Annotated in this window: 21 protein-coding genes and 1 tRNA gene; 5 read left to right on the top strand and 17 right to left on the bottom strand. The window is 66.1% G+C overall.

All coding sequences use genetic code 11. From position 1 onward, the window contains the following. Window positions 1-57: 57 nt before the first annotated feature. The 3 genes from AXZ95_RS11865 to AXZ95_RS11855 are packed head-to-tail and all read right to left on the bottom strand — an operon-like array spanning window position 58 to window position 5,016. On the bottom strand, window positions 58-2,514 hold the full coding sequence (locus AXZ95_RS11865; RefSeq protein ID WP_018192595.1) for a glycoside hydrolase family 2 TIM barrel-domain containing protein: 2,457 nt from the start codon (window positions 2,512-2,514) through the stop codon (window positions 58-60). After that, complete coding sequence (locus AXZ95_RS11860; RefSeq protein ID WP_018192596.1) at window positions 2,492-3,529, bottom strand: Gfo/Idh/MocA family oxidoreductase; 1,038 nt, start codon at window positions 3,527-3,529, stop codon at window positions 2,492-2,494. Before AXZ95_RS11860 ends, AXZ95_RS11865 begins: the two co-directional genes overlap by 23 nt. After that, window positions 3,529-5,016, bottom strand: a complete 1,488-nt coding sequence (locus AXZ95_RS11855; protein WP_081626625.1) for a glycoside-pentoside-hexuronide (GPH):cation symporter — start codon at window positions 5,014-5,016, stop codon at window positions 3,529-3,531. Before AXZ95_RS11855 ends, AXZ95_RS11860 begins: the two co-directional genes overlap by 1 nt. 126 nt (window positions 5,017-5,142) lie before the next feature. Between AXZ95_RS11855 and AXZ95_RS11850 the strand changes: the two genes are divergently transcribed. Next, window positions 5,143-6,159, top strand: a complete 1,017-nt coding sequence (locus AXZ95_RS11850) for a LacI family DNA-binding transcriptional regulator (protein ID WP_018192598.1) — start codon at window positions 5,143-5,145, stop codon at window positions 6,157-6,159. A 759-nt stretch (window positions 6,160-6,918) separates the two neighbouring features. On the opposite strand, the gene AXZ95_RS11845 is transcribed toward AXZ95_RS11850, so the two are convergent. After that, complete coding sequence (locus AXZ95_RS11845) at window positions 6,919-7,293, bottom strand: hypothetical protein (protein WP_018192599.1); 375 nt, start codon at window positions 7,291-7,293, stop codon at window positions 6,919-6,921. A gap of 212 nt (window positions 7,294-7,505) precedes the next feature. Between AXZ95_RS11845 and AXZ95_RS11840 the strand changes: the two genes are divergently transcribed. Continuing rightward, on the top strand, window positions 7,506-8,561 hold the full coding sequence (locus AXZ95_RS11840) for an ATP cone domain-containing protein (protein ID WP_133638899.1): 1,056 nt from the start codon (window positions 7,506-7,508) through the stop codon (window positions 8,559-8,561). Here AXZ95_RS11840 and AXZ95_RS11835 read toward each other — a convergent pair. The 10 genes from AXZ95_RS11835 to AXZ95_RS11790 all read right to left on the bottom strand — a co-directional run bounded on the left by AXZ95_RS11835 (window position 8,558) and on the right by AXZ95_RS11790 (window position 19,802). Next, the gene (locus AXZ95_RS11835; RefSeq protein ID WP_018192601.1) at window positions 8,558-10,015 is read right to left on the bottom strand and encodes a hypothetical protein; all 1,458 of its coding nucleotides are present in this window, start codon (window positions 10,013-10,015) and stop codon (window positions 8,558-8,560) included. The two genes, AXZ95_RS11840 and AXZ95_RS11835, sit on opposite strands and share 4 nt — an antisense overlap. A 297-nt stretch (window positions 10,016-10,312) precedes the next feature. After that, window positions 10,313-12,592 (bottom strand): hypothetical protein, encoded by a 2,280-nt coding sequence (locus tag AXZ95_RS11830; protein ID WP_133638897.1) that lies wholly within the window; start codon window positions 12,590-12,592, stop codon window positions 10,313-10,315. Between the two features lie 534 nt (window positions 12,593-13,126). Further along, window positions 13,127-13,215, bottom strand: a tRNA-Ser gene (locus AXZ95_RS11825). A 70-nt stretch (window positions 13,216-13,285) separates the two neighbouring features. Then, entirely contained in the window at window positions 13,286-13,948 is a 663-nt protein-coding gene (locus AXZ95_RS11820) for a DUF2510 domain-containing protein (protein ID WP_051087311.1), read from the bottom strand. Between the two features lie 7 nt (window positions 13,949-13,955). After that, entirely contained in the window at window positions 13,956-14,279 is a 324-nt protein-coding gene (locus AXZ95_RS11815; RefSeq protein ID WP_018192603.1) for a hypothetical protein, read from the bottom strand. A 64-nt stretch (window positions 14,280-14,343) separates the two neighbouring features. After that, a complete protein-coding gene (locus AXZ95_RS11810) occupies window positions 14,344-15,219 on the bottom strand; it encodes a serine hydrolase (protein ID WP_018192604.1) in 876 nt (291 codons plus the stop codon). Window positions 15,220-15,223: 4 nt separating this feature from the next. Further along, window positions 15,224-15,841 carry a K(+)-transporting ATPase subunit C gene (kdpC, locus tag AXZ95_RS11805; RefSeq protein WP_018192605.1) on the bottom strand — a complete coding sequence of 206 codons (618 nt, stop codon included), beginning with the start codon at window positions 15,839-15,841 and terminating at the stop codon, window positions 15,224-15,226. 21 nt (window positions 15,842-15,862) lie between these two features. Further along, a complete protein-coding gene (kdpB, locus tag AXZ95_RS11800) occupies window positions 15,863-18,019 on the bottom strand; it encodes a potassium-transporting ATPase subunit KdpB (protein ID WP_018192606.1) in 2,157 nt (718 codons plus the stop codon). Window positions 18,020-18,021: 2 nt separating this feature from the next. Further along, window positions 18,022-19,710 (bottom strand): potassium-transporting ATPase subunit KdpA, encoded by a 1,689-nt coding sequence (kdpA, locus tag AXZ95_RS11795; protein WP_018192607.1) that lies wholly within the window; start codon window positions 19,708-19,710, stop codon window positions 18,022-18,024. Between the two features lie 2 nt (window positions 19,711-19,712). Beyond that, the gene (locus AXZ95_RS11790; RefSeq protein ID WP_018192608.1) at window positions 19,713-19,802 is read right to left on the bottom strand and encodes a potassium-transporting ATPase subunit F; all 90 of its coding nucleotides are present in this window, start codon (window positions 19,800-19,802) and stop codon (window positions 19,713-19,715) included. 312 nt (window positions 19,803-20,114) lie between these two features. Here AXZ95_RS11790 and AXZ95_RS11785 point away from each other — a divergent pair, with 312 nt between their 5' ends. Both AXZ95_RS11785 and AXZ95_RS11780 read left to right on the top strand, forming a co-directional pair. Then, a complete protein-coding gene (locus tag AXZ95_RS11785) occupies window positions 20,115-20,675 on the top strand; it encodes a hypothetical protein (RefSeq protein ID WP_018192609.1) in 561 nt (186 codons plus the stop codon). Between the two features lie 108 nt (window positions 20,676-20,783). Then, complete coding sequence (locus AXZ95_RS11780; protein ID WP_133638895.1) at window positions 20,784-21,302, top strand: DUF6611 family protein; 519 nt, start codon at window positions 20,784-20,786, stop codon at window positions 21,300-21,302. A gap of 19 nt (window positions 21,303-21,321) precedes the next feature. On the opposite strand, the gene AXZ95_RS11775 is transcribed toward AXZ95_RS11780, so the two are convergent. Next, complete coding sequence (locus AXZ95_RS11775; protein ID WP_018192611.1) at window positions 21,322-21,765, bottom strand: DUF6069 family protein; 444 nt, start codon at window positions 21,763-21,765, stop codon at window positions 21,322-21,324. 91 nt (window positions 21,766-21,856) lie between these two features. Here AXZ95_RS11775 and AXZ95_RS11770 point away from each other — a divergent pair, with 91 nt between their 5' ends. Then, window positions 21,857-22,444 (top strand): TetR/AcrR family transcriptional regulator, encoded by a 588-nt coding sequence (locus AXZ95_RS11770; RefSeq protein ID WP_018192612.1) that lies wholly within the window; start codon window positions 21,857-21,859, stop codon window positions 22,442-22,444. A gap of 27 nt (window positions 22,445-22,471) precedes the next feature. On the opposite strand, the gene AXZ95_RS11765 is transcribed toward AXZ95_RS11770, so the two are convergent. Together AXZ95_RS11765 and AXZ95_RS11760 are read right to left on the bottom strand one after the other, a co-directional pair. Beyond that, complete coding sequence (locus AXZ95_RS11765; protein ID WP_018192613.1) at window positions 22,472-23,206, bottom strand: Type 1 glutamine amidotransferase-like domain-containing protein; 735 nt, start codon at window positions 23,204-23,206, stop codon at window positions 22,472-22,474. Window positions 23,207-23,249: 43 nt separating this feature from the next. Beyond that, window positions 23,250-23,450 carry a hypothetical protein gene (locus AXZ95_RS11760; RefSeq protein ID WP_133638892.1) on the bottom strand — a complete coding sequence of 67 codons (201 nt, stop codon included), beginning with the start codon at window positions 23,448-23,450 and terminating at the stop codon, window positions 23,250-23,252. Between the last annotated feature and the right edge of the window lie 61 nt (window positions 23,451-23,511).

Below are 23,511 nucleotides of genomic sequence, written 5' to 3'. Positions count from 1 at the left end.
ACGAAGAGGGGCCGGACAGACCGTCCGACCCCTCTTTCACCGTTTCGTCTGACATCATCACACAGCGCTGAGCGACTTCTCGCTGTCGAGCATCTCCATCTCATCAGCGGTCAATGACAACCGCGCCGCGGTAAGGCCGTCTGCCGAGATCGTGACCTCGACCGTTGCGTCAGGGGCCACCTGCACGACCGCGAGCGCACGACCATCGAAGCTGGTGTGCTGCGCACTCACGTACGAGTCGGCGGGCGCCGGATTCCCGGACCCCACCGCCACCAGGCGTCCCTCACCTTCCAGCTCGACGGTGACCAGCCGGTCGGCGCCGGATACGATTCGACCATCGCTGTCGGCGATTCCGATGCGGACGAACCGGATGCCGTCAGCGGTCTCGGCGTCCACTCCTGCCAGGAGCTGAACCGCCGGCCCCGCCGTGACGAGGGTGTGAGACTCCGCCCGGACACCGTTTCGGATAGCGGTGGCCACCAGCGTCCCCGGTGTGTACGCCACGGGGAACTCGGCTCGGTAAGCGTGTTCACGACCAGCTCCGGAAGTCCCGATCACTTCTCCATTCAACGCAAGCTCGACCTCGTCCGCGTCGCTGTAGACCTCAACAGTCAGCAGAGCATTCTCGTGACCCGACCAGGTCCAACTGGCGAGGCTGTCGCTCCAGGTCCAGGGGCCCGCATAGAAAGTGCCCTCGCGTCCCGGACGGTTCACGGCGATGTACGGTTCGGACCTGAGCCCGAACACGATCTCGCGGTAGAAGGACGCCGGGCGACGGTCTCCGATGAGGTCGAGGTCGCCGCACCAGGCGGCGATCCAGGGAAAGTCGACGCAGAGGGTCGGCTGCTCCCCTTCGGCCAGGTACTGCGGGGCGCCGATGCCGACCTCGCCGAGGTAATCGAACCCTGTCCAGGTGAAGTCGCCGATGACGTGCGCGTTGTCGGTGACGAGGCCCCAGTTGTTGTCGATGTGGGTCGGGAACGTCTCCGTCCCGACGATCACACGATTCGGGAAGAGCTCCCTATCCATCACGTATCGCGCATCCAAGTAGTTCATCCCGGCGATGTCCAACAGCCCGAACGACTCGGCGGTCTTCTCAGTCACCAATGGGGACGACCCGATCTTGTTCATGAAGGCCCCCGGCCCGCTGGCCATCATCGTGTTGATGCCGACCTCTTCATCTGGGCTGCCGTCGCTTTGGGCACCCATCGCCTTCAGATCGTCCATCACGGCCAACAGGCCGTTCACGGCATTGGTCACGAACCGCGTGGGATCGAGCGCTCGGACCTTCTCCGCCAGCGCCCGGCCGGTGATCCCCCCGGCCGGTGAACCGGTCTCCGGGATTTCGTTTCCGATCGAGTACAGAATGACGCTCGGGTGGTTGAAGTCCTTGGCGACCATCGCCTCGACATCGCGTTCCCACCATTCGGTGAAATGGAGGGAGTAGTCGTGTGGCATCTTCCCGGAAGTCCACATGTCGAAGGTCTCGTCCATCACGTACATGCCGAGCCGGTCGCACGCCTCGAGCAGCCCCACGCTGATCGGGTTGTGAGCGGACCGTATCGCGTTGAAGCCCGCCTCCTTCAACAGGCGAACCCGACGTTCCTCCGCGGCGCCGAAGGTCGCCGCGCCGAGGATGCCGTTGTCGTGGTGGATGCACGCCCCGCGCAGTTTGACCATGTGACCGTTGACGCGCAGCCCCCGGACCGGATCGACCTGCAGCTTGCGGATCCCGAATGAGCTATGGGCTTCGTCAATGACGACCTCATCCGACAGCTCGGCGTGCGCGCTGTACAAAGCGGGAGTTTCGGCGCTCCACAAGGCGGGCGCTTCCACTCGCAGCCGCTGCCGGCTCAACGCCGAACCGTTGGCTTCCACGCTCACGGGCACTGTCCCGGTGGCAACCGTCGCGCCCGATGAATCGGCGATGCTGACGCTGACAGACACCGTTGCGCGGCGGTTGCGGGTGTTCGCCACGGTAACGGCCACCTCGACGATGGCCGCGTCCGCCTCGATGTCCGGTGTCGCCACCTTCACGCCGTCGACAGGGATGTGCACCTCGGAGCCGACGTGGAGCCAGACATTGCGGTAGATCCCGGCTCCTGTGTACCACCGAGAGTCTTCCCCGTTTCGCGCTTCGACCTCGATGGTGTTCTCCTCGCCGGGGCGCAGGTGGGTGTCGGCGTCGATCGCGAACCCCGAGTAGCCGTAGGCGCGGTGGCCCGCGAAGTTCCCATTGATGTGCACTGTCGCATCCCGGTAAACGCCCTCGAACTCGAGAACGAGCCGCTTCCCGTCGAACTCGGACGGCACCGTGAAGGTCTTGCGGTATTGGTACGCGCCGGGTGGGAAGAACGCGACGGCGCGATCACCCTCCGGATCCCGGGCCCGGCTGATCTGGGCATCATGCGGGAGGGCGATGTCTTCGAACGGTGCGCTGATGCCGGCCAGCTCTGCGAAAGGGTTCACCTTCTCCCGGTACTGCCAGCCGTCATTGAAGGATGTGCGCTTCATGGGTGCTCCTCTGGTCGTGCGCTGTTTCGATGATGCGTAGTCGGATGGTGTCGAGCACCGAGAGCGTCGCGACACTGTCGGCCAATGGATGGGTGGGATGCTCCGTGAGGCCGGCCATGATCGCCTCTGTGACAGCTGCGAGCATGGGCACGTAGCCGAATCCGTCGCGGGTGAACGTCGTCGTGTCGACCCTTGCGAGGGCATCCGGTATCGGACCGCTGCGCTTCTGGTACTCGAATGCGGACCAGAAGGGTGCCGGGATGGTGATCCAGCCTTCCGTGCCGCTGATGGTCGCCGTGGGTTCCGCGTAGTCGACCATCGACGCGGCCAGCTGGGCGAATCGCCCGTCCGCGTAGTCGAAGGTCATGTGCTCGGCGAGGTCCACTCCGTCTGACCGGATGCGACCGGACGCCCAGACGCGACCGGGTGCGCCGAGGACGTCGAGCGCGAGGGTGACCGGGTAGATCGCCTGGTCCAACAGCGTGCTGCTGGCCCGTTCTGCGCTCCACCGTGGCGACTCCGGTGCATCGAAAGGCAGGCCGAAGGATGCCCGCACGCTGCGGACGTCGCCGATCGCGCCGGAGGACGCTTCCTCGAGTGCTGCGCGGTAGGCGGGGAGGAACCGCATCCACATGCCTTCCATCGCGAATCGACCACTGCGTGCCGCCGCGTCGGCGATGCGTCGCGCGTCGCCCTCGTCGACAGCGATCGGCTTCTCGACGAGGACGTGCTTTCCAGCCTCCAGGGCCGCCACTGCGATCCTCGCGTGGGTAGCGTGCGGGGTCCCGACGTACACAACGTCCACGTCGGGGTCTGCCAGCGCCCGGTGCAGGTCTGAATATGCGACAGGGAACCCGCGTTCGTCCGCGAACGCGTTCGCCTTCGTCTGGTCCCTGGAGACCACCGCGTAGCAGACGGCGCCAGGGGTCAACGCGAGATCGTTCGCGATGAGCTGGGAGATGAAGCCGGTGCCCACGACCGCCCAGTTCAGCGCACCCGCCGACGATGACGTCATCACTGGCCCGTCGCGGCGTTCGCTGCTCGCCGTGCAGCCAGGTCACGCTGGATCTGCGAGAGGTTCTTGTCGATGTTCAGGAACCAGATGATTACACCCATGAGCACGGAGATGATCAGCGGAAGCCAGAGGTACAGGAAGACCTCCATGTTGACGGCTGACGCAGGCTGGGTGGAGACCTGGCCGTTGTAGGCCCCGGCGGCGAGCAGCCAGCCGACGAGAGCCACGCCGAGACCGGCCCCGAAGTTCTGGCCCGCCGTCGCGGCCGAGTACGTCATGCCGTCCAGGCGAACACCGCTCTTCCACTCACCGTAGTCCACGACGTCGGCGACGAGCGCGAAGAGACCAGCGGCAGCGGGGATACCGCCGACCGCCCGCACCAGCCCACCGACGATGACGAGTGTGAGACTGCTCGGATCGATGAGCGTGATGACGCAGCCGAGGACGGTGACCACGGCACCGATCAGGATGAGCTTGCGCTTGCCGAAGCGAGCGATGATGGCGGGCATGAACCAGAGACCGATGATCAGCGGGAGCAGCTGAACCAATCCGAGGAAGCTGTATATGTTCGGGTCGCCGAGGACGTCCTTCGCGTAGTACACGCCCACACCGGCGGTACCGGTGAGGACGTAGTTCAGCAAGAAGAAGCCGAAGGCGAGGAAGAAGTACGGATTGCGGAACAGGATTCCGAGCGACTTGCCCAGCGGCAGCTTGCTTCCGTCGTCCTGCTTGATCGTCCCCCTGATCCGCTCCTTCGTGCCGAAGAACACGATCAAGAATGTGAGTGCCGAGATCACGCCGTAGATGATCGAGATGATCGTCCATCCTGCCTGCCCGCCTCCGTTCGCCGTGATGACCGGGATCGTAACGAAGTTGACGACCAGCGTGGTCACGAGGGCGAAGAACGTGCGGATGACAGTGAGCGAGACCCGCATCTTCGAGTTGCTCGTGATCACAGAGAGCAGTGTGTGATACGCCAGGTTCGACCCGACGAAGCCGACGCCGAGGCAGATGAAGTACATGACGAACGCGTAGATCTCTTTGGCCCCCGTTCCGAGCCCTGCGGGAATGTTGAACAGCAGGATGAACGAGATCACCACGACCGGGGTGGCGAACAGGATCCATGGTCTGGCCTTACCCCACCGGGTGTTCGTCCGGTCGATCAGTGCCCCGAGGACGAGGTCCATCGTGCCGTCCAGCACGCGACCGAACAGCAGCAGTGTGCCCGCGATAGCGGCGCCGATGCCGACGGTGTCGGTGAAGTAGAAGAGCAGGAAGGCCGAGATGGGCGCGAAGATCAGGTTGCCGCCGATGTCGCCGACACCGTACGCGAGCCGCTCGCGGATTGTGAGCTTCTGACCGCTCGCGTCATCAACCGCCTCGCCCACCGCATGAGCAGCCAGGGATGCTGTCAACGACTCCTCGGCACTCACGGCGACCGCCGCTCTCTGCTGTTCCGCCGAAGTCCGGGTTGAATCCTTCGCCATTGTTGACTCCCTCGTCACGTTGGGACCGGTCACATTGCCGGCAAGTGTCACGTGTCAGTGACACGCGACACCTACGGTAGAGCGGGCCAGTGTCACGTGTCAACTCTGATGTGCCAAACTGGTCTGATGACGGTGGATGTGCGGTACGCCCGGCGCGCGACGAGCAAGGACGTCGCAGCGGCCGCCGGTGTCTCACGTTCAACGGTCAGCCAGATCCTCAACGGCGATGACCGGTTCCCCGAGGAGACGCGCGCACGCGTCCTCGAGGCAGCGGAGGCGCTCCACTACCGACCATCACGGGCAGGCAGGGCCCTGGTCACCGGCCTCAGCGACATCATCATCGTTGTCGTACCCAACGCCACCTACGGACCCCACCTGCAAGACGCGGTCGACCGATTGACCAACGCGACCTCGGGAGAGGGGATGAGCGTCGTCGTGCGCTTTGCAAACATGCAGGACGACGCGACGCTGACCTCCGTTCTGGATCTGCGACCGGCGGCGATCGTCGACTTCGGAGTCTTCAGCAGCGAACAGCGCAAGCGCATCGAGGCCTTCGGAACGCGCGTCGTTCCACGCCGAACCCCCATCCCCGTCGATGCCGACCCGGACCCCATCGATATCCACGTCGGACGGATCCAGGTCCGCGAACTGCTGCGTACGGGACCCCGACGACTGGTGTACGCAGCGCTCGACGACAAGCGGCTCGATCCCTTCGGACCGCCTCGACTCGACGGCATCGAGCGCGAAGCCCGCGAGCGCGGCCTCGACGCCCCCCTCACCGTGCGTATCCCCCTCGACACGGACGGGGCCACCGCAGCGCTCGGGGCGGCCCTCGCGGCGGATTCCGTTCCGCTCGGCATCTGCTGCTACAACGACGACGTCGCCATCGCCGTTCTCGCCGCCGCGCGGGTCCTCGGCCTGCGAGTGCCCGCAGACCTCGCCCTCGTCGGAGTCGACCGAACTGCTGTCGGCCAGCTGATCACCCCCCGACTGAGTACGGTCTCGGTGAACCAGCCGCTCATCATGGACACCCTCGTTCGGGACCTCGCCATGTTGTCCACGCGCCGGCCGGCACCGGACGCCCTACCCGCCGAACTGGACCTCGACAGCGTGGTGGAGCTGGTTCGCGGGGAGACGACCTGAAACTCGACGCCTAGAACGCGCGCTTCAACGCGCTGCGCGCGGCGACGCCGTCCGCTATTGCCCCGGCGTCAGTGTCGTCGGCGGTGTGGCTACATCTGACTCGACGACGACCGAAAGAACCGCAGCGTCGTCCACCGGCTCGGAGAGTGCGAACGTGATGTGGGTAGAGGTCCCGCCAGGCACCTCATCTCCAAGCAGCGTTTGGCCATTGTCCGTGACTCGCACGCTCCGCGCGGTCGTCGACGGACCGAATCCGTATCCCCAGATGTCGATGACCCGACCTGCGCGAGAGACGCGGATGATCGAGGGTCCGGCCACAAAGAGCCCCGTGTATGGCGGCGTCACGACCCCCGCGGCGGTGAGAACGCAGATCAAGATGGGACTCTGCGCGCTGGCCGGGGCGAGCCCGCCAGGCACCCGGGGTCCACACCCACCAGGCGATCACGGGAGCCCCACGACCATCGGCGAGCGGTTGGTTCCGTTCCGGCCACCTGGCCGCACCTCTGTGGCGGGAGATGATCTGCGAGATCAAGAGCAGGTCGAGAGTCACCCATCTGTAAGGTTACGCCAGCTGATGGTTTGGGGTCGGCCGCGAGAGGCCGGGTGGCTCCCACTTCTTCTCCTCCAGATTCGTGCGAAAGCGGAGCTCAGCCGGTTAGTCGGGGCCCGTGGCTTAGGGCACGCGAATAGGCCGGCGCCACCTGTGGCGACCGGCCCATCCCTGGGCGGCGACTTTACCGCCCACTGGCTACTGCGTTTCTAGCGGCACCAGGGCAGCCCTCGGCTCATCCCGGAGTAGCTGGTCCCGTAGGACCGGCAGACGGTGTCCCAGGTGTAGTACTTCTGGACAGTGTGGGGGAACCCTGCTCGCCACGGCATGACCCACCATTTGCAGGTGACTCCGCTGTTTTCCTTGTAGGCGTTGATGTATCCCGACTGCCCGGAGGTGATGCCGATCGGTCGAATGTTGTAGCAGTACTGGTACCACTCGGGGATGAACTTCGTCTTGACCTGGCTGTGCGAGACGGTCGAGGCAACGGTCGTCGATGCGAACGACGGGGCTGCCGCCAGCGGCGTTACCGCCAATGCTGACGCGATCGCGGCGCCGGCGACGAGCTTCTTGAGCGTGTGCATGGTGCGTGCCTTCTTTCGAGCTAGGACGGTGGCGGACGGTGTGGCGTCGTCGGCGCCTCGGTGATCCCTCCCATCTAGTCTTTTCGGCTGCCGACACCTCCAATCTGCCGTGTCCTCCTTTTGGAGGACATACCTTCAGGAGCTTGCGGCCGCTTCTTGTTCTGTGCGGCTACGGGTAGCCAAAGTAGAATCAACCCGCGATCATTGCGGCTATGAGTGACAATGGTGGCCGGACGACGAAAACCCTGGGCATGCCATGCATCGTGTGCGGTGAACCGACGGAAGTCCTCAACACGCGGCGAAGGCCCCCAGAGTCGGAGGTTCACCGACTGCGTCAGTGCCGGCTTCATCACACCTTTCGGACCACAGAGACCCCGAACGCGCCGAGCCTAAGCGCCTTCGCGGTCCGGCGTTCAAGTGACGGGCAGCTGGCATCCGAGCCATTCAGCAGGACGACCCTGAGCAATGACATCTACGCAATCCTTTTCAAGAAGAAGGGCCCCTTGGACGTAAACGCCATCGAGGCGCTGGTGGACCGCGTGATCCGGCGTATCGACCGCGAGCTGCCCACCACTCGGACCCGTTTGACAGCCGAGGAGTTCCGTCGCCACACAGCGATCGTCGGGGCGATTCCGGACGTTACGATTTCGAACGCCGTGGAGGAAGAACTGCGGAGCGGCGACGGAGGCTCGTTTCGCGTCGCGGAGCTCCTTTATGTGATGGCGATCCACGGTCGAAATGACAACCGCGAGGGATGGGCTGACGCGAAGTCTGTGATGTCCTGGGTTCGCCAGCGCTACCCGGGGATTAGTCCTCGCCCGCAACGGGGTCGACTCGGAGAACAGGGCGCGCCTAGCCTGGCCGCGCCTCGTCGCATGATGTGGAGACCCGAGGTCGTCATGAAGCGAGAGGGAACCAGGCCTCCCTTTCGGGTGAGGCAGCTGCAGAAAGGCATCCAGGCAGCGTTGTGGGGACGGGAGGACGCGGAGGCTAAGGCAATGATGGTTGCCCATCTAGTACTGAGTGATATTCGAGGCCAAAGGGTGGTTCAGTCCACGCAGTTGTCCGCCTCTGTTCTCACCCATTTGCGCCGGGTGGATGATATCGGCTACCTCCGTTGGTCGACCATCGTCAAGAACATTAGGGGGGTCGAAGAGCTCACCGAGGAGACCGCCGACTTGATCCACATCCCGTCACCCCGGCTACGTGTCACCAAGGATTGGCGTCGATGGGCACGCTCGCAACACGCTAGCCGGGGAAACCTCTAAGAGCTGGCTCCTGGAGTCACCGGTTCGTCAGCCTCATCCATTCCCAGCAGCCAGCCGACATGCCGATCGATCAGTTCGACGTTGTAGGAGAGCTGGGGCGCTGGCGACGCAGTCGCCAGGTGCCGGAGAACTGGTTCGAACTGGCGGCTGATTTGGTCAACTGCCTTCATAACCCCGGTGATTAGCAGGTCGCTGAGCGGGCCAGGTTCAGCAAGCCAGTACCCGGCTGTGGTCACCATGAATCCCCATAGCGCCGCGATATTGATCCCTCCGGTTCTTTCTATGATCGTCGCGACCGTGCCAGGAGCGATTGTGAACCATGTCCTCTGATTGCGGCGTCCGTCGCCGAACGACGCGACGTCCAGCCCTTCCGCGTGGATCAGGTTCCGCAACTCTGTAAGGACGGTCAGCACCTGCCAGGCTTCTGATCCGCCGGAGAATATTGCTCCAAGCACAGGGTCAGCGTCCTTCACCGCAGCTCGCCATTTCGGCTTCTGCCAGCCAATCCACTGCGGGTTTTGGGTGCCGAGCTCGAACAACTCGTCGGTTACCTTCGCAAGCGGGTCGAGAACTCCGACCAGGGTCGTCAGCAACACCTCGAACTCACCGAGTATGTCCTCCGCCACCCCTCTGTCGTGCGCCTGATTAGAAAGCATCCACAGCCGGTCGCGCCGCTCGAAGGATCGTCGCGCTCGTCGAAACGCGGAGACTCCGTTGCCATACACGCCCTCGCGCGCTCCCGCACCTTCGACCGCCCCAATGTGGCGCACAACGTCGAGGAACCTCGGAGCGAAATGAAGCACGGCCGCTTCGTAGAATCCCGACTTGGTCGAGTTGAACTTCACCCGGTCACCTCGGCTCCGGATGAACTCCCCGCGCGCCCGGAGATAGAGCCCGATCAGTGGGAGCGCTTGCGAAGGGGAGGCCACGGTGGCGCCGTACGCGAACCGGTTCTCGGAGCTGAGGATAGGCTCGCGAGCAGTGACGAGTATGTCAGCGCCGATGCTTTCAGACGCGGCGACCAGGAGAGCGTCCCTATGCGCTTGAGCCGGGGCAGTGGAGCCATTCGATAGAGCTTGTGCGCCGACCATGACCATCTCTGTGAAGACTGCGGTCTGTCGAACAGTTGCCTCGTCCGCCACCGAAACTGTCCGGGTCTTAAGGTCGGACTCGTCGTCACTAACGGCAACCCAGCCGACCGGATGATCTGGGAGCCAGTCGCCACCGAACCTCTGCGTGTCCGAGGGTGCACCGGCATCCGAATACCGGAACCACTGGACGGTGTCTTCGGGAAGAAGTCCGCCGAGAAGACCCTGAGTGTCGACCTGCTCGGGATCCGGGTTCACGGTGTCGAAATCGACGATGACGACGAGCTTTCGGGCCGACCCGTCAGCGCCGTACAGGGCACCGTCTAGGTGTGAGCTTGGCAGGCCGTCCGTCCGCATCGGAATCACGCCCCCAGCATGCCACCCGTGCGAGAACCGTCCCCCTATGAAGACTCCATCGCGAAAGACCGTGGCAAGTATCCGCTGTGCTTCCTCTCGGGACACTACAGCGCAACCAGAAAGCTCGGGTCGACAGCGGGTGGCCCGCACGGCGGTACACCGCCAGTTCGCTCAAGCCGACGCTCGGAAGAACGAAGCAGCGCGCGGGCGGATGCCGACAGGTGAGGGCGCCTGGTCCACGCGTCGAGCGAACTGCACCACTGACCTCGCCCCTGTCGCGGGGAGAGGACGCTCCGAAGGCTGGGGCTACTTCGGCACCTTTTTCAATCCCATGCGTCGGACGTCCCTGTCCAGCGCGTCGTTGGGCTCCCACGGTTCGTTGAGGTAGACGGTGTCGATGACGGAACTGTTCTGGTCGACGACTATGCCTAACGCCGATGTCAGATGTAGCTGGTGTTTCTTGGCGGCCATGTATCGCCGAAGTGATTGGCCGGCGGTGGGTTTGTTCGGCCCCGCAGCGAGGAAGTAACCGATGGACTCCTCTACGTTGCTGAAGGTCATTATGGCTGTGTGAACGCGTCCGTCGCGGGCTGTCCGGGATGCGACTTCGAACGCGTGGTGGGCAAGTTGCAGCTGGGCGTCCTCCGCGGCTCCCATTAGAGTCGCAACTGCCCGGAGGCCCGGTTGGTGTGCGGTGGAGAGCTTATGCAGTATTTTCCCTGTGATGCCGACCTGTCGCCGGTGTGGTTTGGGAGCCATCGTCGCCGATTGTCCCTCTTCGTAATACATCCATGCGTCCAGCTCATCTGTCATCGTTGACACGACTGCCCGCTTTGGACGGCGCCGGTATGCGCGCAGGTCTCGGCGGTGGGGTTTCCCGGTGTTCGGGTACGCACGATAGACGGCGTGGGGGTCAGCTTCGAAGTAGAGTCCGCCGGCCATGAACCACATCAGCAGATCCAGTTCATCCACACCTGAGTACGTGCGAACACTCTGCGTGTCGGTGCGGCGTCGCAGGTATAGAAGAAATGTGGCCGGGTCTTCGATGAGGCGACCAGTCATTTCCAGGTCGTGCAGCGACACAATCCAGGGTATTTCTGTGTCCCGGAGCAGCTCCGCGCGCACAAGTGCGTCAGCGGCGATCGCAAGGGGTCCGAAGTCGTCGAGGCACACGACGATGGTTCTCACCTCACGGATGTGGGAGAGGTCAAGCCATTTTCCCTTTCTCAGCCATACGCCGCCATTGCCGAGTATGAGGTTGCGGAGACGGTGCGCTTGCTGAGACGCCTCACCAATCGTTTTCTGCAGGTCTGTTGCCACCCTGACGGTGCTGCCGCTTCGCGCGCGGGGTGTGATCGCTCCAGCCTTTGCCTCGACGCAGATTGCCAGGTCGCCGACCACGTACAGGGCGTCTGCCTCGACGAGCGCGCCGGAGGCGTTCGGGTCAGAGCAGTTTCGTGCAAGCGCTCCGGGGTCTGTACCCGCTTTCGGCGCGTAGTAGTTCATCGATCGATACTGTGGGCCAGCGCCCAGGAGGGCTGTGAGGTGAGCGGTCGCTAAGTTCTCCAGCAGCGCATCTCGATGCTTCCGGTACGTCTCCCACCGTTTGGCGTATTGCTTCAGTTCGTCTTCGATGCGGCGTCGGAGGATGTCGTTCGGGATCGGTTCGGTGAGGATGAAGTATCGGCCCGATCCGTCGGTGATGATTCCAGTTCCGCCGATGTAGTCGACGCCGCTGATGAGCTCGTCGATCAGCGTTGCTGCTGGCTTGCTGGCTGGTCCGATGGCATAGACGGCCAGGATCGCTTCGATCACCGTCTCGGACAGTCCGGTCATGGAGACAATCGAGTTGATGGTGAACTCGTTGTGTTGGGCAGGGTGACGCATCGCCGCCAAGGCGCTTCTGGTGGCCGTTTCCGCTTCCGGTTTCCCGAGATGGTCGGCGGCGTGCTGCATCGCCGTGATCATGCTGGCGACGGCTGTGCGGTACGCGTCGCTCAGAGCGTTGCGAAAAGTCGTCAGATCGCTGTAATTGAACCCGAGAGCGTGTGTGAGGGCGTCTCGGACCTGGGGTGGGCCGAACAGCTTCTGATGTGTTGATTCGGCGACGGATTTGTATTGCTTGTTCCGCACCAGAATTTCCTGGACACGCAACTGGTGGGTCAGTTCGCTGATTCCGGAGCTGTCAGGTATCGGTGCGCTCACGACGGCGAGGTTCAGGATGTCGCGTGCGTACGCGTCTAACGCCTCGGCCGATTCGACGATGGAGTCGAGGCCTCGGGTTTCACCCGCCGCGAGACGGGCAGCGACTGTGTCCGAGGCGAGGCCGAGCAGCGCTGCGACCTCGATCGCGGCGACGACGCTTGTGGATTCGCTTTCCTTGAATCCGTCCAAGCCGGGCGATAGTTCCTTGCGACGCACCAACTCGAGCAGGTCAAAGAGGTCGTGCTGCGCTAGGAGCCCGATTATGGCTTCGGTGCGTTCCGTTACGCGTCGGTAGAACGTCTTTCGAGCTCTAGCGGTCATCGCTCGGGAAGCCGCCCGAAGGGCCGGTCTGAAGGGATTGAGCGTCAGCTTTCGGGTCATCGCTTTCAAACTTAGGTGTGCCCCCTGACACCCGAGTTGATGGAAGCAAGCTTATGTGCGTCGCGTCCCCGGTGACGCGTAGAGTTCGCCGGGTCTGAGTCGCGCCTGGGCATCACGGCCGGGAAAGCCTTCGCGCTTATGTGGTCTCTAAATTGGGGTGTGGACTGGTCTGTTTGTCGACGGAGAGTGCTGCGCTAGGCGCTAACAATGTCGGCCGTGACGAACCTCTTATCATCGCCCAACGCACCTAGACCGGCTAACGCGACCCGTCACCTTCCACTGAATGCGCCCAATCGGGGGCGTTACTCAGCGTGGCCAAGCACGCAATCAACGCGGCAGCGCCGCAAGGGCAGGCGGCACCCTGCCCAAAACGCAGTTAAACGACTTCTTCCCGAAGCGATTTCCGCCCTTGGCTTCCGTCAGACGGGTTCTAAACAGCCCCACAACACAAAACGGCTCCGCAAAAGCGGAGCCGTAACTGTTTTCAGCGGAACCTTAGAACGAAAACGGGAGAACCTTAGATAGGCCCATCGGCGGAGACGGAGGGATTTGAACCCTCGGTCCCCTTACGGGGACTCCACCTTAGCAGGGTGGTGCACTAGGCCTGACTATGCGACGTCTCCAGCGCGACCGCGAACGGACGCACGACAGCCATCATAACGGACGCCGCGGGGGTGCCCGGACACGGTTCTCTCAGGCGCCGACGGGGACGTGTTGCGCCACGGTGCCGAGGATCTCGCTGACGAGCAGGATCGACCAGACCATCGCCAGGACCATCGTGACGACGTACGCCGCGATCGCCACCCAGAGGGGCGCCAGCCCGCGGCCGTCGGCGACCTTGCGCACGATGACGCTGCGGCCGATCGGGTAGACGATCCCGAGGAACGACCACGCCCAGTGGAAGGGTCGCTCCATGCCGCGGCGGACGAGCTCGCGGTAGTCCAGCCAGGAGAAGACGATCGTCGCTGCCGAGATCAGCCAGCTCACACCCATGACCACGAAATACAGCGGGCCGCCGAGCAGGGCGAACGGGTCCGTCAGCACCACACCGGAACCATCGGGCGCGGTACGGAACATGGCCTGCGGGTGCAACAGGAACAACAGCAGTCCGGTCACCACCGGTGCGACCGCGACCAGCCAGATCCATACCGTGTACACCGCGGTGCCCGGCGCGAGCGGGCGGCGCGGCGGAGGCCCGTACGGGGACGGCGCCGCGTACGAAGACGGCGCCACGTACGGGGACGGCGCTGCCGGTGCGAGCTGGTCGCCCCAGCGGGAGCCGTCCCACCAGCGCAGCGCGCCGGACCCGTGGGGGTCCGGATACCAGCCGGCGGCGGGAGGGACCGGGTCGGTCATCGTCGGATCAGGAGTCGTGGCCGACGGCGGGCTCGCCGACGAACTGGTGCGACTCGCTGGCGAGCTCCGGCCAGTCCTCGGTGTCGGCGATCCGCACCCAGGAGCCCTTGGCCTCGCTGCGGCCGGCGGGGACGGCGGAGGCGACGTCACGGCCGACCAGGTCGGCGGCGCGGCCGGTGGGGAGGTCGACCACGAGGTCCGTGCCGTCCAGGTACGCGAACAGGCGGCCGTGCACGTGGAGCCCGGTGGCGGTCACCGACACGTCCAGGTCGGGGTCCTCCAGCAGCTGTGCCGCAAGCAGCTCGAACGACGGTACGGGGCTGTCGGTCATGCGAATCATCTCCCTCTGCGCCCGGGGTGGGGCACGTTCGAAACCTTACCCGGTTGGTGGAGGGTCAACCGAGGAGCGCCTCGTGGGCGACCTCGAGCAGCCGGCCGGTCCGGAACTCCTCGTGAGCCGTCACCGTGAGCACGGCGCCGTGCGCGTCGTCGACGACGACGTACTGTCCGTAGCGTCCGTCGAATCGCCACAGGCCCGACGGACCCTCCCAGGTCGCGATCCCGTAGTGGGCGGAGGTGCCGTCGCTGCCGGTGTCGCGCCAGTCCGCGTGCATCCCGTCGATCCAGGCGGCGCTCACGATCCTCGATCCGCGCCACTCGCCGCGGTCGCGCAGCACACGGCCGATGCGGGCCAGCTCCTCGGTGCGCAGCTGGAGGCCGCTGCCCGCGACGATCCAGCCCAGCGGGCACCGCATCCACTGCGGGTTGTCGATGCCCAGAGGATCGAACAGCCGCGGGAGCAGCCAGTCGCGCACGTCGCCCACGGCAGCGCCGAGCATCCGCATGGCCACGTAGGTGCTCGCGTCCGAGTAGAGGAAGTGCTCCCCCGGACCGCGGGTCGGGAGGCGGAGCATCTCCTGCGCCAGGTCGGCGCCCGGCACCGGCTGGTCGCCGAACCACTGGAAATCGATGCCGCTCGACATGGTCAGCAGGTGGCGGAGCGACACCGCTCCTACCCCGTCGCCGAGCTCCAGCCCGGGGAGCGCCTCCGCGACGGTCGTGTCGAGGGTCAGCACGCCTTCGTCGACCGCGATGCCCGCGGCCAGCGCGCTGACCCCCTTCGACACGGAGTACACGTTCACCCGGTCGTCGCTGCGCCAGCGGTGGTCCGCCTCGTCGTCACCCACCAGGGCGTGGGCGCCGTACGCGCCCAGCCCTTCCCGATCCACGGTGCGAACGAAGCGGTCCAGGAGCTGGTCGGCGGCAGTCATACCCTCATTCTGACGGCGCCATCGCCTCGAGAGCGATGTTCAGCTGCAGGACGTTGACGGTCGGCTCCCCCAGGTAGCCCAGGTCGCGCTGTTGGACGTGCTTCTCGACGAGGGCACGCACCCGGTCCGTGCTGATGCCTCGGGCCTTCGCCACCGCATCCACCTGGAGCAGCGCGTACGCCGGCGAGATGTGCGGGTCCAATCCCGATCCGGATGCGGTCAGCGCGTCGGGCGGGATCTGGCCGGCGCTGACGCCGTCCACCTTCTCGATGACCTTCGCCCGCTCGTCGATCGACTTCAGGAGGTCGGGATTGTTCGGTCCGAGGTTGCTGCCGCTGGACGCGCCGCCGTCGTACCCGTCGCCCGCTGCAGACGGTCGGGACTGGAACCACTGCGGCAGCGGGTTCCCCTTCTTGTCGGTGAAGGACTGACCGATCAGGCTCGAGCCGACCACCTTCCCGTGCGCGGTGACGGTCGAGCCGTTCGCCTGCGCGGGGAGGGTGAGCTGGCCGATCCCCGTGACCGCCAGCGGGTAGGCGACGCCGAGGACGACGGTGAAGATGAGCAGTGCCCGGAGGGCGACCCAGTACTGGCGCCCGGTTCCCCGTGTCGAAGCATTCATGATGAGTTCCGTTCCGATTTTCTAGAATCCGGGGATCAGGCTGACGACCAGGTCGATCAGCTTGATGCCGATGAAGGGGGCGATGATGCCGCCGAGGCCGTAGATCAGGAGGTTGCTGCGCAGCAGGGCCGAGGCCGAGGCGGCCCGGTAGCGGACACCGCGCAGTGCGAGCGGGATCAGGATCACGATGATGATCGCGTTGAAGATCACCGCCGACAGGATCGCCGACGACGACGAGTGCAGCTGCATGATGTTGATCGCCTGCAGCCCGGGGAACACCCCGACGAACATCGCCGGGATGATCGCGAAGTACTTCGCCACGTCGTTCGCGATCGAGAACGTGGTGAGCGCACCGCGGGTGATGAGCAGCTGCTTGCCGATGCGGACGATGTCGATCAGCTTGGTGGGGTCGGAGTCGAGGTCGACCATGTTGCCCGCCTCCTTCGCCGCCGAGGTGCCCGTGTTCATCGCGACGCCGACATCCGCCTGCGCGAGCGCCGGGGCGTCGTTCGTGCCGTCGCCGGTCATGGCGACGAGGTTGCCGCCCTCCTGCTCTTTGCGGATGAGGGCCAGCTTGTCCTCCGGGGTCGCCTCGGCCAGGAAGTCGTCGACCCCGGCTTCGGCGGCGATCGCGCGGGCGGTCACCGGGTTGTCGCCCGTGATCATCACGGTGCGGATGCCCATCCGGCGCATGTCCGCGAACCGCTCGGTGAGCCCCGCTTTGACGATGTCCTTCAGATAGATCACGCCGAGGATGGTGGCGTCGCCCGTCGCGGACTTCGTGGCGACGGCCAGCGGGGTGCCGCCGGCTTCGGAGATGTGCAGCACCTTCTCGTCGAGATCGCTGAGGATCGAGGAGGCGACGGGAGTGGACTCCTGCGCCCACGCGACGACCATCGACGCCGCCCCCTTGCGCACCTGCGACCCGTCGGCGAAGTCGACGCCGCTCATCCGTGTCTGCGCGGTGAACGGCACTACAACGCCGTCGAGGGTTCCGGCCTGAACGAATCCCTGCTGTTCGGCGAGCGCGACCACCGAGGATCCCTCCGGGGTGGGGTCGCTCAACGATGCCTGCGCAGCCGCCTTCACGAGCTCACGCTGGTCGACGCCCTCGACCGCCGTGAACTCCGCAGCCTGCCGGTTGCCGTAGGTGATCGTCCCCGTCTTGTCGAGGAGGAGCGTCGTCACGTCACCGGCCGCCTCGACCGCACGCCCCGACATCGCGAGGACGTTGTGCTGCACGAGCCGGTCCATCCCGGCGATGCCGATCGCCGACAGCAGCGCGCCGATGGTCGTCGGGATGAGGCACACCAGCAGGGCGACCAGAACCGTGACGCTCGGTGCGGCGTTCGCGAACCCGGCCGTGGGGCCGAGCACCAGGACGACCACGACAAAGACGATCGTGAGTGCCGCGAGCAGGATGTTCAGGGCGATCTCGTTGGGAGTCTTCTGCCGTGCTGCGCCCTCGACCAGCTTGATCATCCGGTCGACGAAGGTCTCTCCCGGCTTGCTGGTGATCCGCACCACGATCCGGTCGGACAGCACCCGGGTGCCGCCCGTGACCGCGCTGCGGTCGCCGCCCGACTCGCGGACCACCGGTGCGGATTCGCCCGTGATGGCCGACTCGTCGACCGAGGCGATGCCCCAAACGATGTCGCCGTCCCCGGGGATGAGTTCCCCGGCCGTGACGACCACGACATCCCCCAGGCGCAGCTCGGCCGAGGGGACCTGCGCCACCGCTGCGGCGAGCGCCGCCGCATCCGCCTCGGGGTCGTAGTCGGCGACCCGGTTGGCGACGGTCGTGGTCCGCGTCTTGCGGAGGCTGGCGGCCTGCGCCTTGCCGCGGCCCTCGGCGACCGACTCCGCCAGGGTGGCGAAGAGGACGGTCAGCCACAGCCAGACCGCGATCGCCCAGGTGAAGGCGAGCGTGGTGACCGTGCCGCCGGAGGTCTGCCGGCCGAGGAACGGCTCGGCGATCGCCAGGATGGTGGTCAGCGCAGCGCCGACCTCGACGATGAACATGACCGGGTTGTGCCACATGTCGCGGGGATCGAGCTTGCGGAACGCGCCGGGGAGCCCGGCCCAGAGCTGGCGCCCGTTGAAGGCGCCGGTGGGCGCCTTCCCGCCGTGGGGCTGGTTCTGGCCGCGGTCCTCCGCGGTGTCGGTGAGAGTGGACATGATCAGTGAAGCCCTTCCGCCAGGGGACCCAGCGCGAGAACGGGGAAGTAGGTGAGTGCGGCGACGACGACGATCACGCCGACGACGAAGGCGACGAACAGGGGTCGATGCGTCGGGAGGGTGCCGGTCGTGGCGGGCACCTTGTCCTGAACCGCCAGCGAGCCGGCGAGCGCCAGGACGAACACGATCGGCAGGAACCGGCCGAGGAACATGGCCGTGCCGAGCGCAGCGTTCAGCCAGGGCGTGTTCGCGGTGAGTCCGGCGAAGGCCGACCCGTTGTTGTTCGCCGCGGAGGTGAACGCGTAGAGCACCTCGGAGAAGCCGTGCTGCCCGGGGTTCCAGATCGAGACCTTCTCGACGTTGTCCTTGATCGCGGGGATGGCGAAGCTGAGCCCGGTGCCGAGCAGCACCAGTGTCGGCGTGATCAGGATGTACAGGCTGGCCAGCTTGATCTCCCGCGACCCGATCTTCTTCCCCAGGTACTCCGGGGTGCGACCGACCATCAGGCCGGCGAGGAAGACGGAGATGATCGCGATGATCAGGATGCCGTAGAGCCCCGCGCCGATACCGCCGGGCGCGACCTCGCCGGTCATCATGTTCAGCATCGTCATCATCCCGCCGAGAGGCGTGAAGCTGTCGTGCATCGAGTTCACCGCACCGGTGGAGGTCAGCGTGCTCGTCGTGGAGAAGAAGGTGGATCCGAGGATGCCGAACCGCTGCTCCTTCCCTTCGAGCGCACCGCCCGCGGCCTGGGTCGCCGTCCCGGCGCCCTGCAGCTCGAAGAGGGTGAGCGCCACGAGCGACACGAGGAAGATCGCGGACATCGCGCCGAGGATGGCGTAGCCCTGACGATTGTCGCCGACCATCCGGCCGAAGGTGCGCGGCAGCGAGAACGGGATCAGCAGCATGAGGAAGATCTCGATCAGGTTGGTCCACGCCGTCGGGTTCTCGAAGGGATGCGCCGAGTTGACGTTGAAGAACCCTCCGCCGTTGTTCCCGAGCAGCTTGATGGCCTCCTGCGACGCCACCGGTCCGCCCGGGATCGTCGCCGATCCACCCGTCAGCGTGCTCACGCTGGTGAAGCCGTTGAAGTTCTGGATGGCGCCGCCGACGATCAGGATGACCGCGAAGACCACCGAGAGGGGCAACAGGATGCGCAGCACGGCGCGCGTCGCATCCACCCAGAAGTTGCCGATGGTGCCGGACCTGTGGGCGGCGAACCCGCGGACCAGCGTGATGGCGACCGCGAGCCCGACGGCCGCGGAGAGGAAGTTCTGCACCGCCAGCCCCGCGATCTGAACGGTGTACCCGACGGTCACCTCCGGCGAGTAGGACTGCCAGTTGGTGTTGGTGACGAACGAGATCGCGGTGTTGAACGACAGCCCCTCGGGAACAGCGGGCAGCCCCAGCGAGTACGGGAGCACGGCCTGCGCGCGCTGCAGCGCATAGACGAGCAGCACGCCGAGGATCGAGAACGCGAGGACGCTGCGCAGGTAGACCGGCCAGCTCTGACCCACGCGGGAGTCGACGCCGATGATCCGGTAGAACCCGCGCTCGATCTTCAGGTCTTTGCGGGTGGTGAAGGTCGCGGCCATGTAGTCGCCCAGCGGGCGGTATGCGAGGCCGAGCAGGAGGACGAGCGTGGCGAGGAACGCCACGAACAGCCAGAAGGTACTCATCGAATCCGGCATCTCTAGAACTTCTCCGGCTTCAACAGGGCGTACACGAGGTACGCGATCGAGGCCAGGGCCGCCGCGGCCGCCAGCAGGTCGAAGAAGATCACAGCTTCTCCACCCCTCGACCGACCAGGGCGACGATCGCGCCGATCGCGACGATCCCCACAACGCAAATGAGGTCCAACACGGAATCTCTCCATCCGGGTCAACCGCCTCGCCGACGTCCGGCAGGGCGGTGAGGACTGGCGGCACGCCAGAACCCCGGACCTATGTAAGTGCGGTGGGGAGCGCAGAGCGGCGGTCCTAACGCGATCCATACGGCGCGCGCCGGAGTCCTAACGCTTTCCCTCCGGCGGTCGGCGTGGAGATTCCGTTAGGAGTGCTGCGGGCCGGTCCGGAGCGGCGTAGAACCGTCGACTATGACACTCACGCACATCCTCCCCAGCCTCCGTGGTTCCGTCCCCGACCCGATCGGCCGGGACCTCTGGCCGGAGTTCACGATCACGACCCTCAGCGATGTCACGGTGGCCGGCGTCTCCCTGAGCCGGCTGGCCGAGTGGTGCGGAACGCCGTGCGTCCACACCGCCGCCGCCGTGGTTCCGGGCACGGGTGGGATGCCCTCGTCCGACGAACTCGCCTCGGTGGTCGTCTCATGCGTGCTCGAGGTCGCGACGGCTGCGGACGGATCGCTCGACGTGTGGATCGATGCCCGGCTCCCGGGTTCGGCACTCGTCGGCGAGCTGAGGATGATCGGACGCACATCCACCGCCTGCCATCGGCGTGCCCGCATCCACGACGCAGGGACGAGCACGCCCTCCCCTGCGCTGGAGGAGGTGGTGTCGGATGTCCGCGTCGGCGATCTCGTCGTCGTTCCCTGCCGTGGGGCCGCACGGCTCCGCGAGGTCGACCCCGCTCGGCGCCACCTCGTCGCGACCGTCGAGGGCTCCCCGGCCTGGAGCTCCGCGATGTGCGGTCGATGACCAGTCCGGCCGTCAGCACCGTCAGCATCCCGTTAGGTTCTGGATCGCGGCCGTATGGAGATCGCAAGGACCGGATCCGCTCGCGTCGCTCCGGCGCATCCTGGACTCATGAACGAGTTCGTCCGGCGTCTCCTCGAGGGTCGAGCACCCTGGGGAACCCTCGATGTCTCCCCGGCCAGCCGGGGGATCTGGCAGCAGGTGCGGTTGACGGTCTACCCGCCGGGGATCACGCACGCCGAGCGGCGCATCCTCCATCTCGCCCATGTCTGGCCTGTGGGGGGTGGCATCCTGTGCCTGTTCGCCCTCGTCTTCCTCGGCAGTGAGAACCCCGCGCTGAGCCTCGCTGCCGCGCTCGCCCTCTACGCCGGTGGTTTCCTGATCCTCTCCCGCCTGGCTCGCGACCTGCGCTCCCGATGCCGCGCCGTGACCGTCACCTCGGAGTACGTCCACGGCGAACTGTACGAACACGGCGAGGTCGCGCTTCTCCGTGTCAGCGCCGAACGGTTGATGACGCTGGAGGCGAAGCGGAGGCATGGAGAGGTCGATCCCGTCAGCTATGAGGCCGAGTGGTCCGACGTGTTCGGCACTCTCCCCGTCCGCACCTCTCGGATGCTCCAGCGCCGCTGACTCCTTCGGATCCGAGGGATTACGACCGGCGAGCCGGAGCGCCGCGGGACGCCAGGACGTACGCGGGGATGGCGACGCCTGCGACCACGAGGTGCATGAGGGCGAGCGCCAGAACTGCTCCCGACGTCGTTCCCGGAACGAAGCGCAGCGTCGCCAGCAGGACGTCCGGAAGGAAGGACGCGACGACGACGATCGGGACGACGATCGTCAGTGCCCGCCGCGGGTTGCGGGCGCAGCGACGGATGAGGACCCATCCCACCCAGCCTGCTGCGACTCCGAGCACCGTCATCGACGCGTAGGCGGGAACCGTGAGCGGGCCGTAGGCGGACGAGACGCCCAACGCGTGAGCGAGGGAGGCGATGACGGCGTTCAGGCCGATCACGATCAGTGTCGCCACGATGAGGATGGTCGCCGCGCGGGCTTTGGATGCGGACGCGACCGGGGTGAGGGTTTGCGTAGTCATGAGCACCTCCGTTGTGATGGAGTTACGGTTCCGAGTGGTACCGTAATGGGATTACGGTACCGCCAGTTCCCGAAAGGTACAATGGCCTCCTATGTCCGATGCCTCTGCGAACCCGGTGGGCCGGCCGCGCGATCTGGAGCTGGAGTCCCGCATCCTCTCGGCGACGCAGGATCTGCTCATCGAGATCGGCTACGGCGGCACGACGATCGCGGCGGTCGCGGAGCGGGCGCACTGCGGAAAGTCCGCCATCTACCGCCGATGGGAGACCAAGGCGGATCTCATCGTCGCCGCAGTCCGGGCATCCCGGCCCCGGTCAGCCCCGCCCGACACGGGTTCGCTGCGCGGTGATCTGCTCGCAGCGGCCCTGCACTTCGCCGGGTCCGACGAGCGCTCCGGCCGGGTGCTCGCCAGCCTGCTGAGCGCGATCGGCGGCGATCCGGTGCTGTACGAGGCGGCGTACCGGGAGGTCGGTCAGCCGCCCGTTCTGGCATTGACCGCTGTCATCGAGCGCTGGATGGCGGAGGGCACGGTCCAGAAGGACGTTCCCGTCGGGCTGATCGCGGGCATCGTGCCGACCGCGGCTTTCGGAAGCGTCGTCCTCCGGAAGCAGTACCTCGATCGGGAGGCCGTCACCGAGCTCGTGGACCACGTCCTCCTGCCTGCACTGCTGCGCCCGTGAGCGACGCGGGCGGACGAGGACGAGGCGTCAGCGGACGTCGGCAGTCGTGGCGTCGATCATGGACACAGCCACGCCGCTGCTGACCGACCGCACCCTCCACACGCTGCCGCTGCCCACGACCCGAAGACCCCCATCGCCGACGATCAGCACGGTGCACTCGTCGACGCCGAGGGCACCGTCGATAAGCCCGGACTCCACGGCGGCGACCAGTCTCGAGAGCGTGCCTCGCTGTGCCACGTGCGGGTCGACCGAGCCGTCGACGAGTCCGATGCCCGGCGCCACCTCGAGCTCGATCCCGGGCTCGGACGGGTCCTCCGGGCAGACCAGCCGGCCGCGGATGCGGGAGCCGCCGCCGAGCGCTCGCTCGGCGGCCACCATCGCGCCAGCCGAGACGCCGAGGTAGGGCACGCCGGCTGCGACCTGGCGGCGGAGCCCGCCGAACAGGGGTTCGAGTCCCTCCCGCACCGCTTCGACGATGCCGCCGCCGACCAGGATGCCGTCGACCTCCGCGATCGCGCTCGGCGACAGCTCCTCGCCGCCGTACGAGCTCGTCACATGCGCCTCTACCTCGCCGGCCGCCGCGAGCACCCGGCTCAGCACCTCGGCCCGCTCCGGACCGCCGGGATGGATCGACACGATCGCGACCCGAGGCACCGTGCGCCCGACATCGCGGGCTCGCGCAGCGGCTTCAGCGAGGAAGGGCGCGTACAGCGGCGCATCCGACGGTTCCAGTGCACCGCCGCCCAGCAGGTGGACGCTCATCCCGCAACTGTACGGCGTCTCGCGCCGCGGGAGACGAGACCCGTCAATACCGGGTGGCGTCGATCGGCCGCACCCGGACGGCGACGATCGAGGGCAACAGCCCGGCGAGTGCACCGACGCCGACAGCGATCAGCATCCCGAACGCCGCTGCGGAGAGGGGGAACGCCGGAACATCCTGAAGACCCTGGCGGTGCAGGAAGCCGATGACGACCGGGTTCTCGAGCGCGAGGATCGCGACCATCACCCCGATGACTCCGGCGACGGCGGTCGCGACGACGCTCTCAGTCTGGCCGAGGCGGCAAGTC

The sequence above is a fragment of the Leifsonia sp. 115AMFTsu3.1 genome (assembly GCF_004362795.1).
In the GTDB taxonomy this organism is placed as follows: domain Bacteria; phylum Actinomycetota; class Actinomycetes; order Actinomycetales; family Microbacteriaceae; genus Leifsonia.
This window is presented reverse-complemented; position numbering and strand designations above follow the sequence as displayed.

Excerpts from the sequence above, each read along its gene's own strand:
- AXZ95_RS11860 (WP_018192596.1), bottom strand. The coding sequence starts at position 3,529 with ATGACGTCATCGTCGGCGGGTGCGCTGAACTGGGCGGTCGTGGGCACC.
- AXZ95_RS11815 (WP_018192603.1), bottom strand. The coding sequence starts at position 14,279 with ATGACCGACAGCCCCGTACCGTCGTTCGAGCTGCTTGCGGCACAGCTG.
- AXZ95_RS11855 (WP_081626625.1), bottom strand. The coding sequence starts at position 5,016 with ATGGCGAAGGATTCAACCCGGACTTCGGCGGAACAGCAGAGAGCGGCG.
- AXZ95_RS11830 (WP_133638897.1), bottom strand. The coding sequence starts at position 12,592 with ATGACCCGAAAGCTGACGCTCAATCCCTTCAGACCGGCCCTTCGGGCG.
- AXZ95_RS11775 (WP_018192611.1), bottom strand. The coding sequence starts at position 21,765 with ATGACTACGCAAACCCTCACCCCGGTCGCGTCCGCATCCAAAGCCCGC.
- AXZ95_RS11785 (WP_018192609.1), top strand. The coding sequence starts at position 20,115 with ATGACACTCACGCACATCCTCCCCAGCCTCCGTGGTTCCGTCCCCGAC.
- AXZ95_RS11810 (WP_018192604.1), bottom strand. The coding sequence starts at position 15,219 with ATGACTGCCGCCGACCAGCTCCTGGACCGCTTCGTTCGCACCGTGGAT.
- AXZ95_RS11840 (WP_133638899.1), top strand. The coding sequence starts at position 7,506 with ATGAGTGACAATGGTGGCCGGACGACGAAAACCCTGGGCATGCCATGC.
- kdpC (WP_018192605.1), bottom strand. The coding sequence starts at position 15,841 with ATGAATGCTTCGACACGGGGAACCGGGCGCCAGTACTGGGTCGCCCTC.
- kdpA (WP_018192607.1), bottom strand. The coding sequence starts at position 19,710 with ATGCCGGATTCGATGAGTACCTTCTGGCTGTTCGTGGCGTTCCTCGCC.
- AXZ95_RS11845 (WP_018192599.1), bottom strand. The coding sequence starts at position 7,293 with ATGCACACGCTCAAGAAGCTCGTCGCCGGCGCCGCGATCGCGTCAGCA.
- AXZ95_RS11850 (WP_018192598.1), top strand. The coding sequence starts at position 5,143 with ATGACGGTGGATGTGCGGTACGCCCGGCGCGCGACGAGCAAGGACGTC.
- kdpB (WP_018192606.1), bottom strand. The coding sequence starts at position 18,019 with ATGTCCACTCTCACCGACACCGCGGAGGACCGCGGCCAGAACCAGCCC.
- AXZ95_RS11820 (WP_051087311.1), bottom strand. The coding sequence starts at position 13,948 with ATGACCGACCCGGTCCCTCCCGCCGCCGGCTGGTATCCGGACCCCCAC.
- AXZ95_RS11770 (WP_018192612.1), top strand. The coding sequence starts at position 21,857 with ATGTCCGATGCCTCTGCGAACCCGGTGGGCCGGCCGCGCGATCTGGAG.
- AXZ95_RS11780 (WP_133638895.1), top strand. The coding sequence starts at position 20,784 with ATGAACGAGTTCGTCCGGCGTCTCCTCGAGGGTCGAGCACCCTGGGGA.
- AXZ95_RS11865 (WP_018192595.1), bottom strand. The coding sequence starts at position 2,514 with ATGAAGCGCACATCCTTCAATGACGGCTGGCAGTACCGGGAGAAGGTG.
- AXZ95_RS11765 (WP_018192613.1), bottom strand. The coding sequence starts at position 23,206 with ATGAGCGTCCACCTGCTGGGCGGCGGTGCACTGGAACCGTCGGATGCG.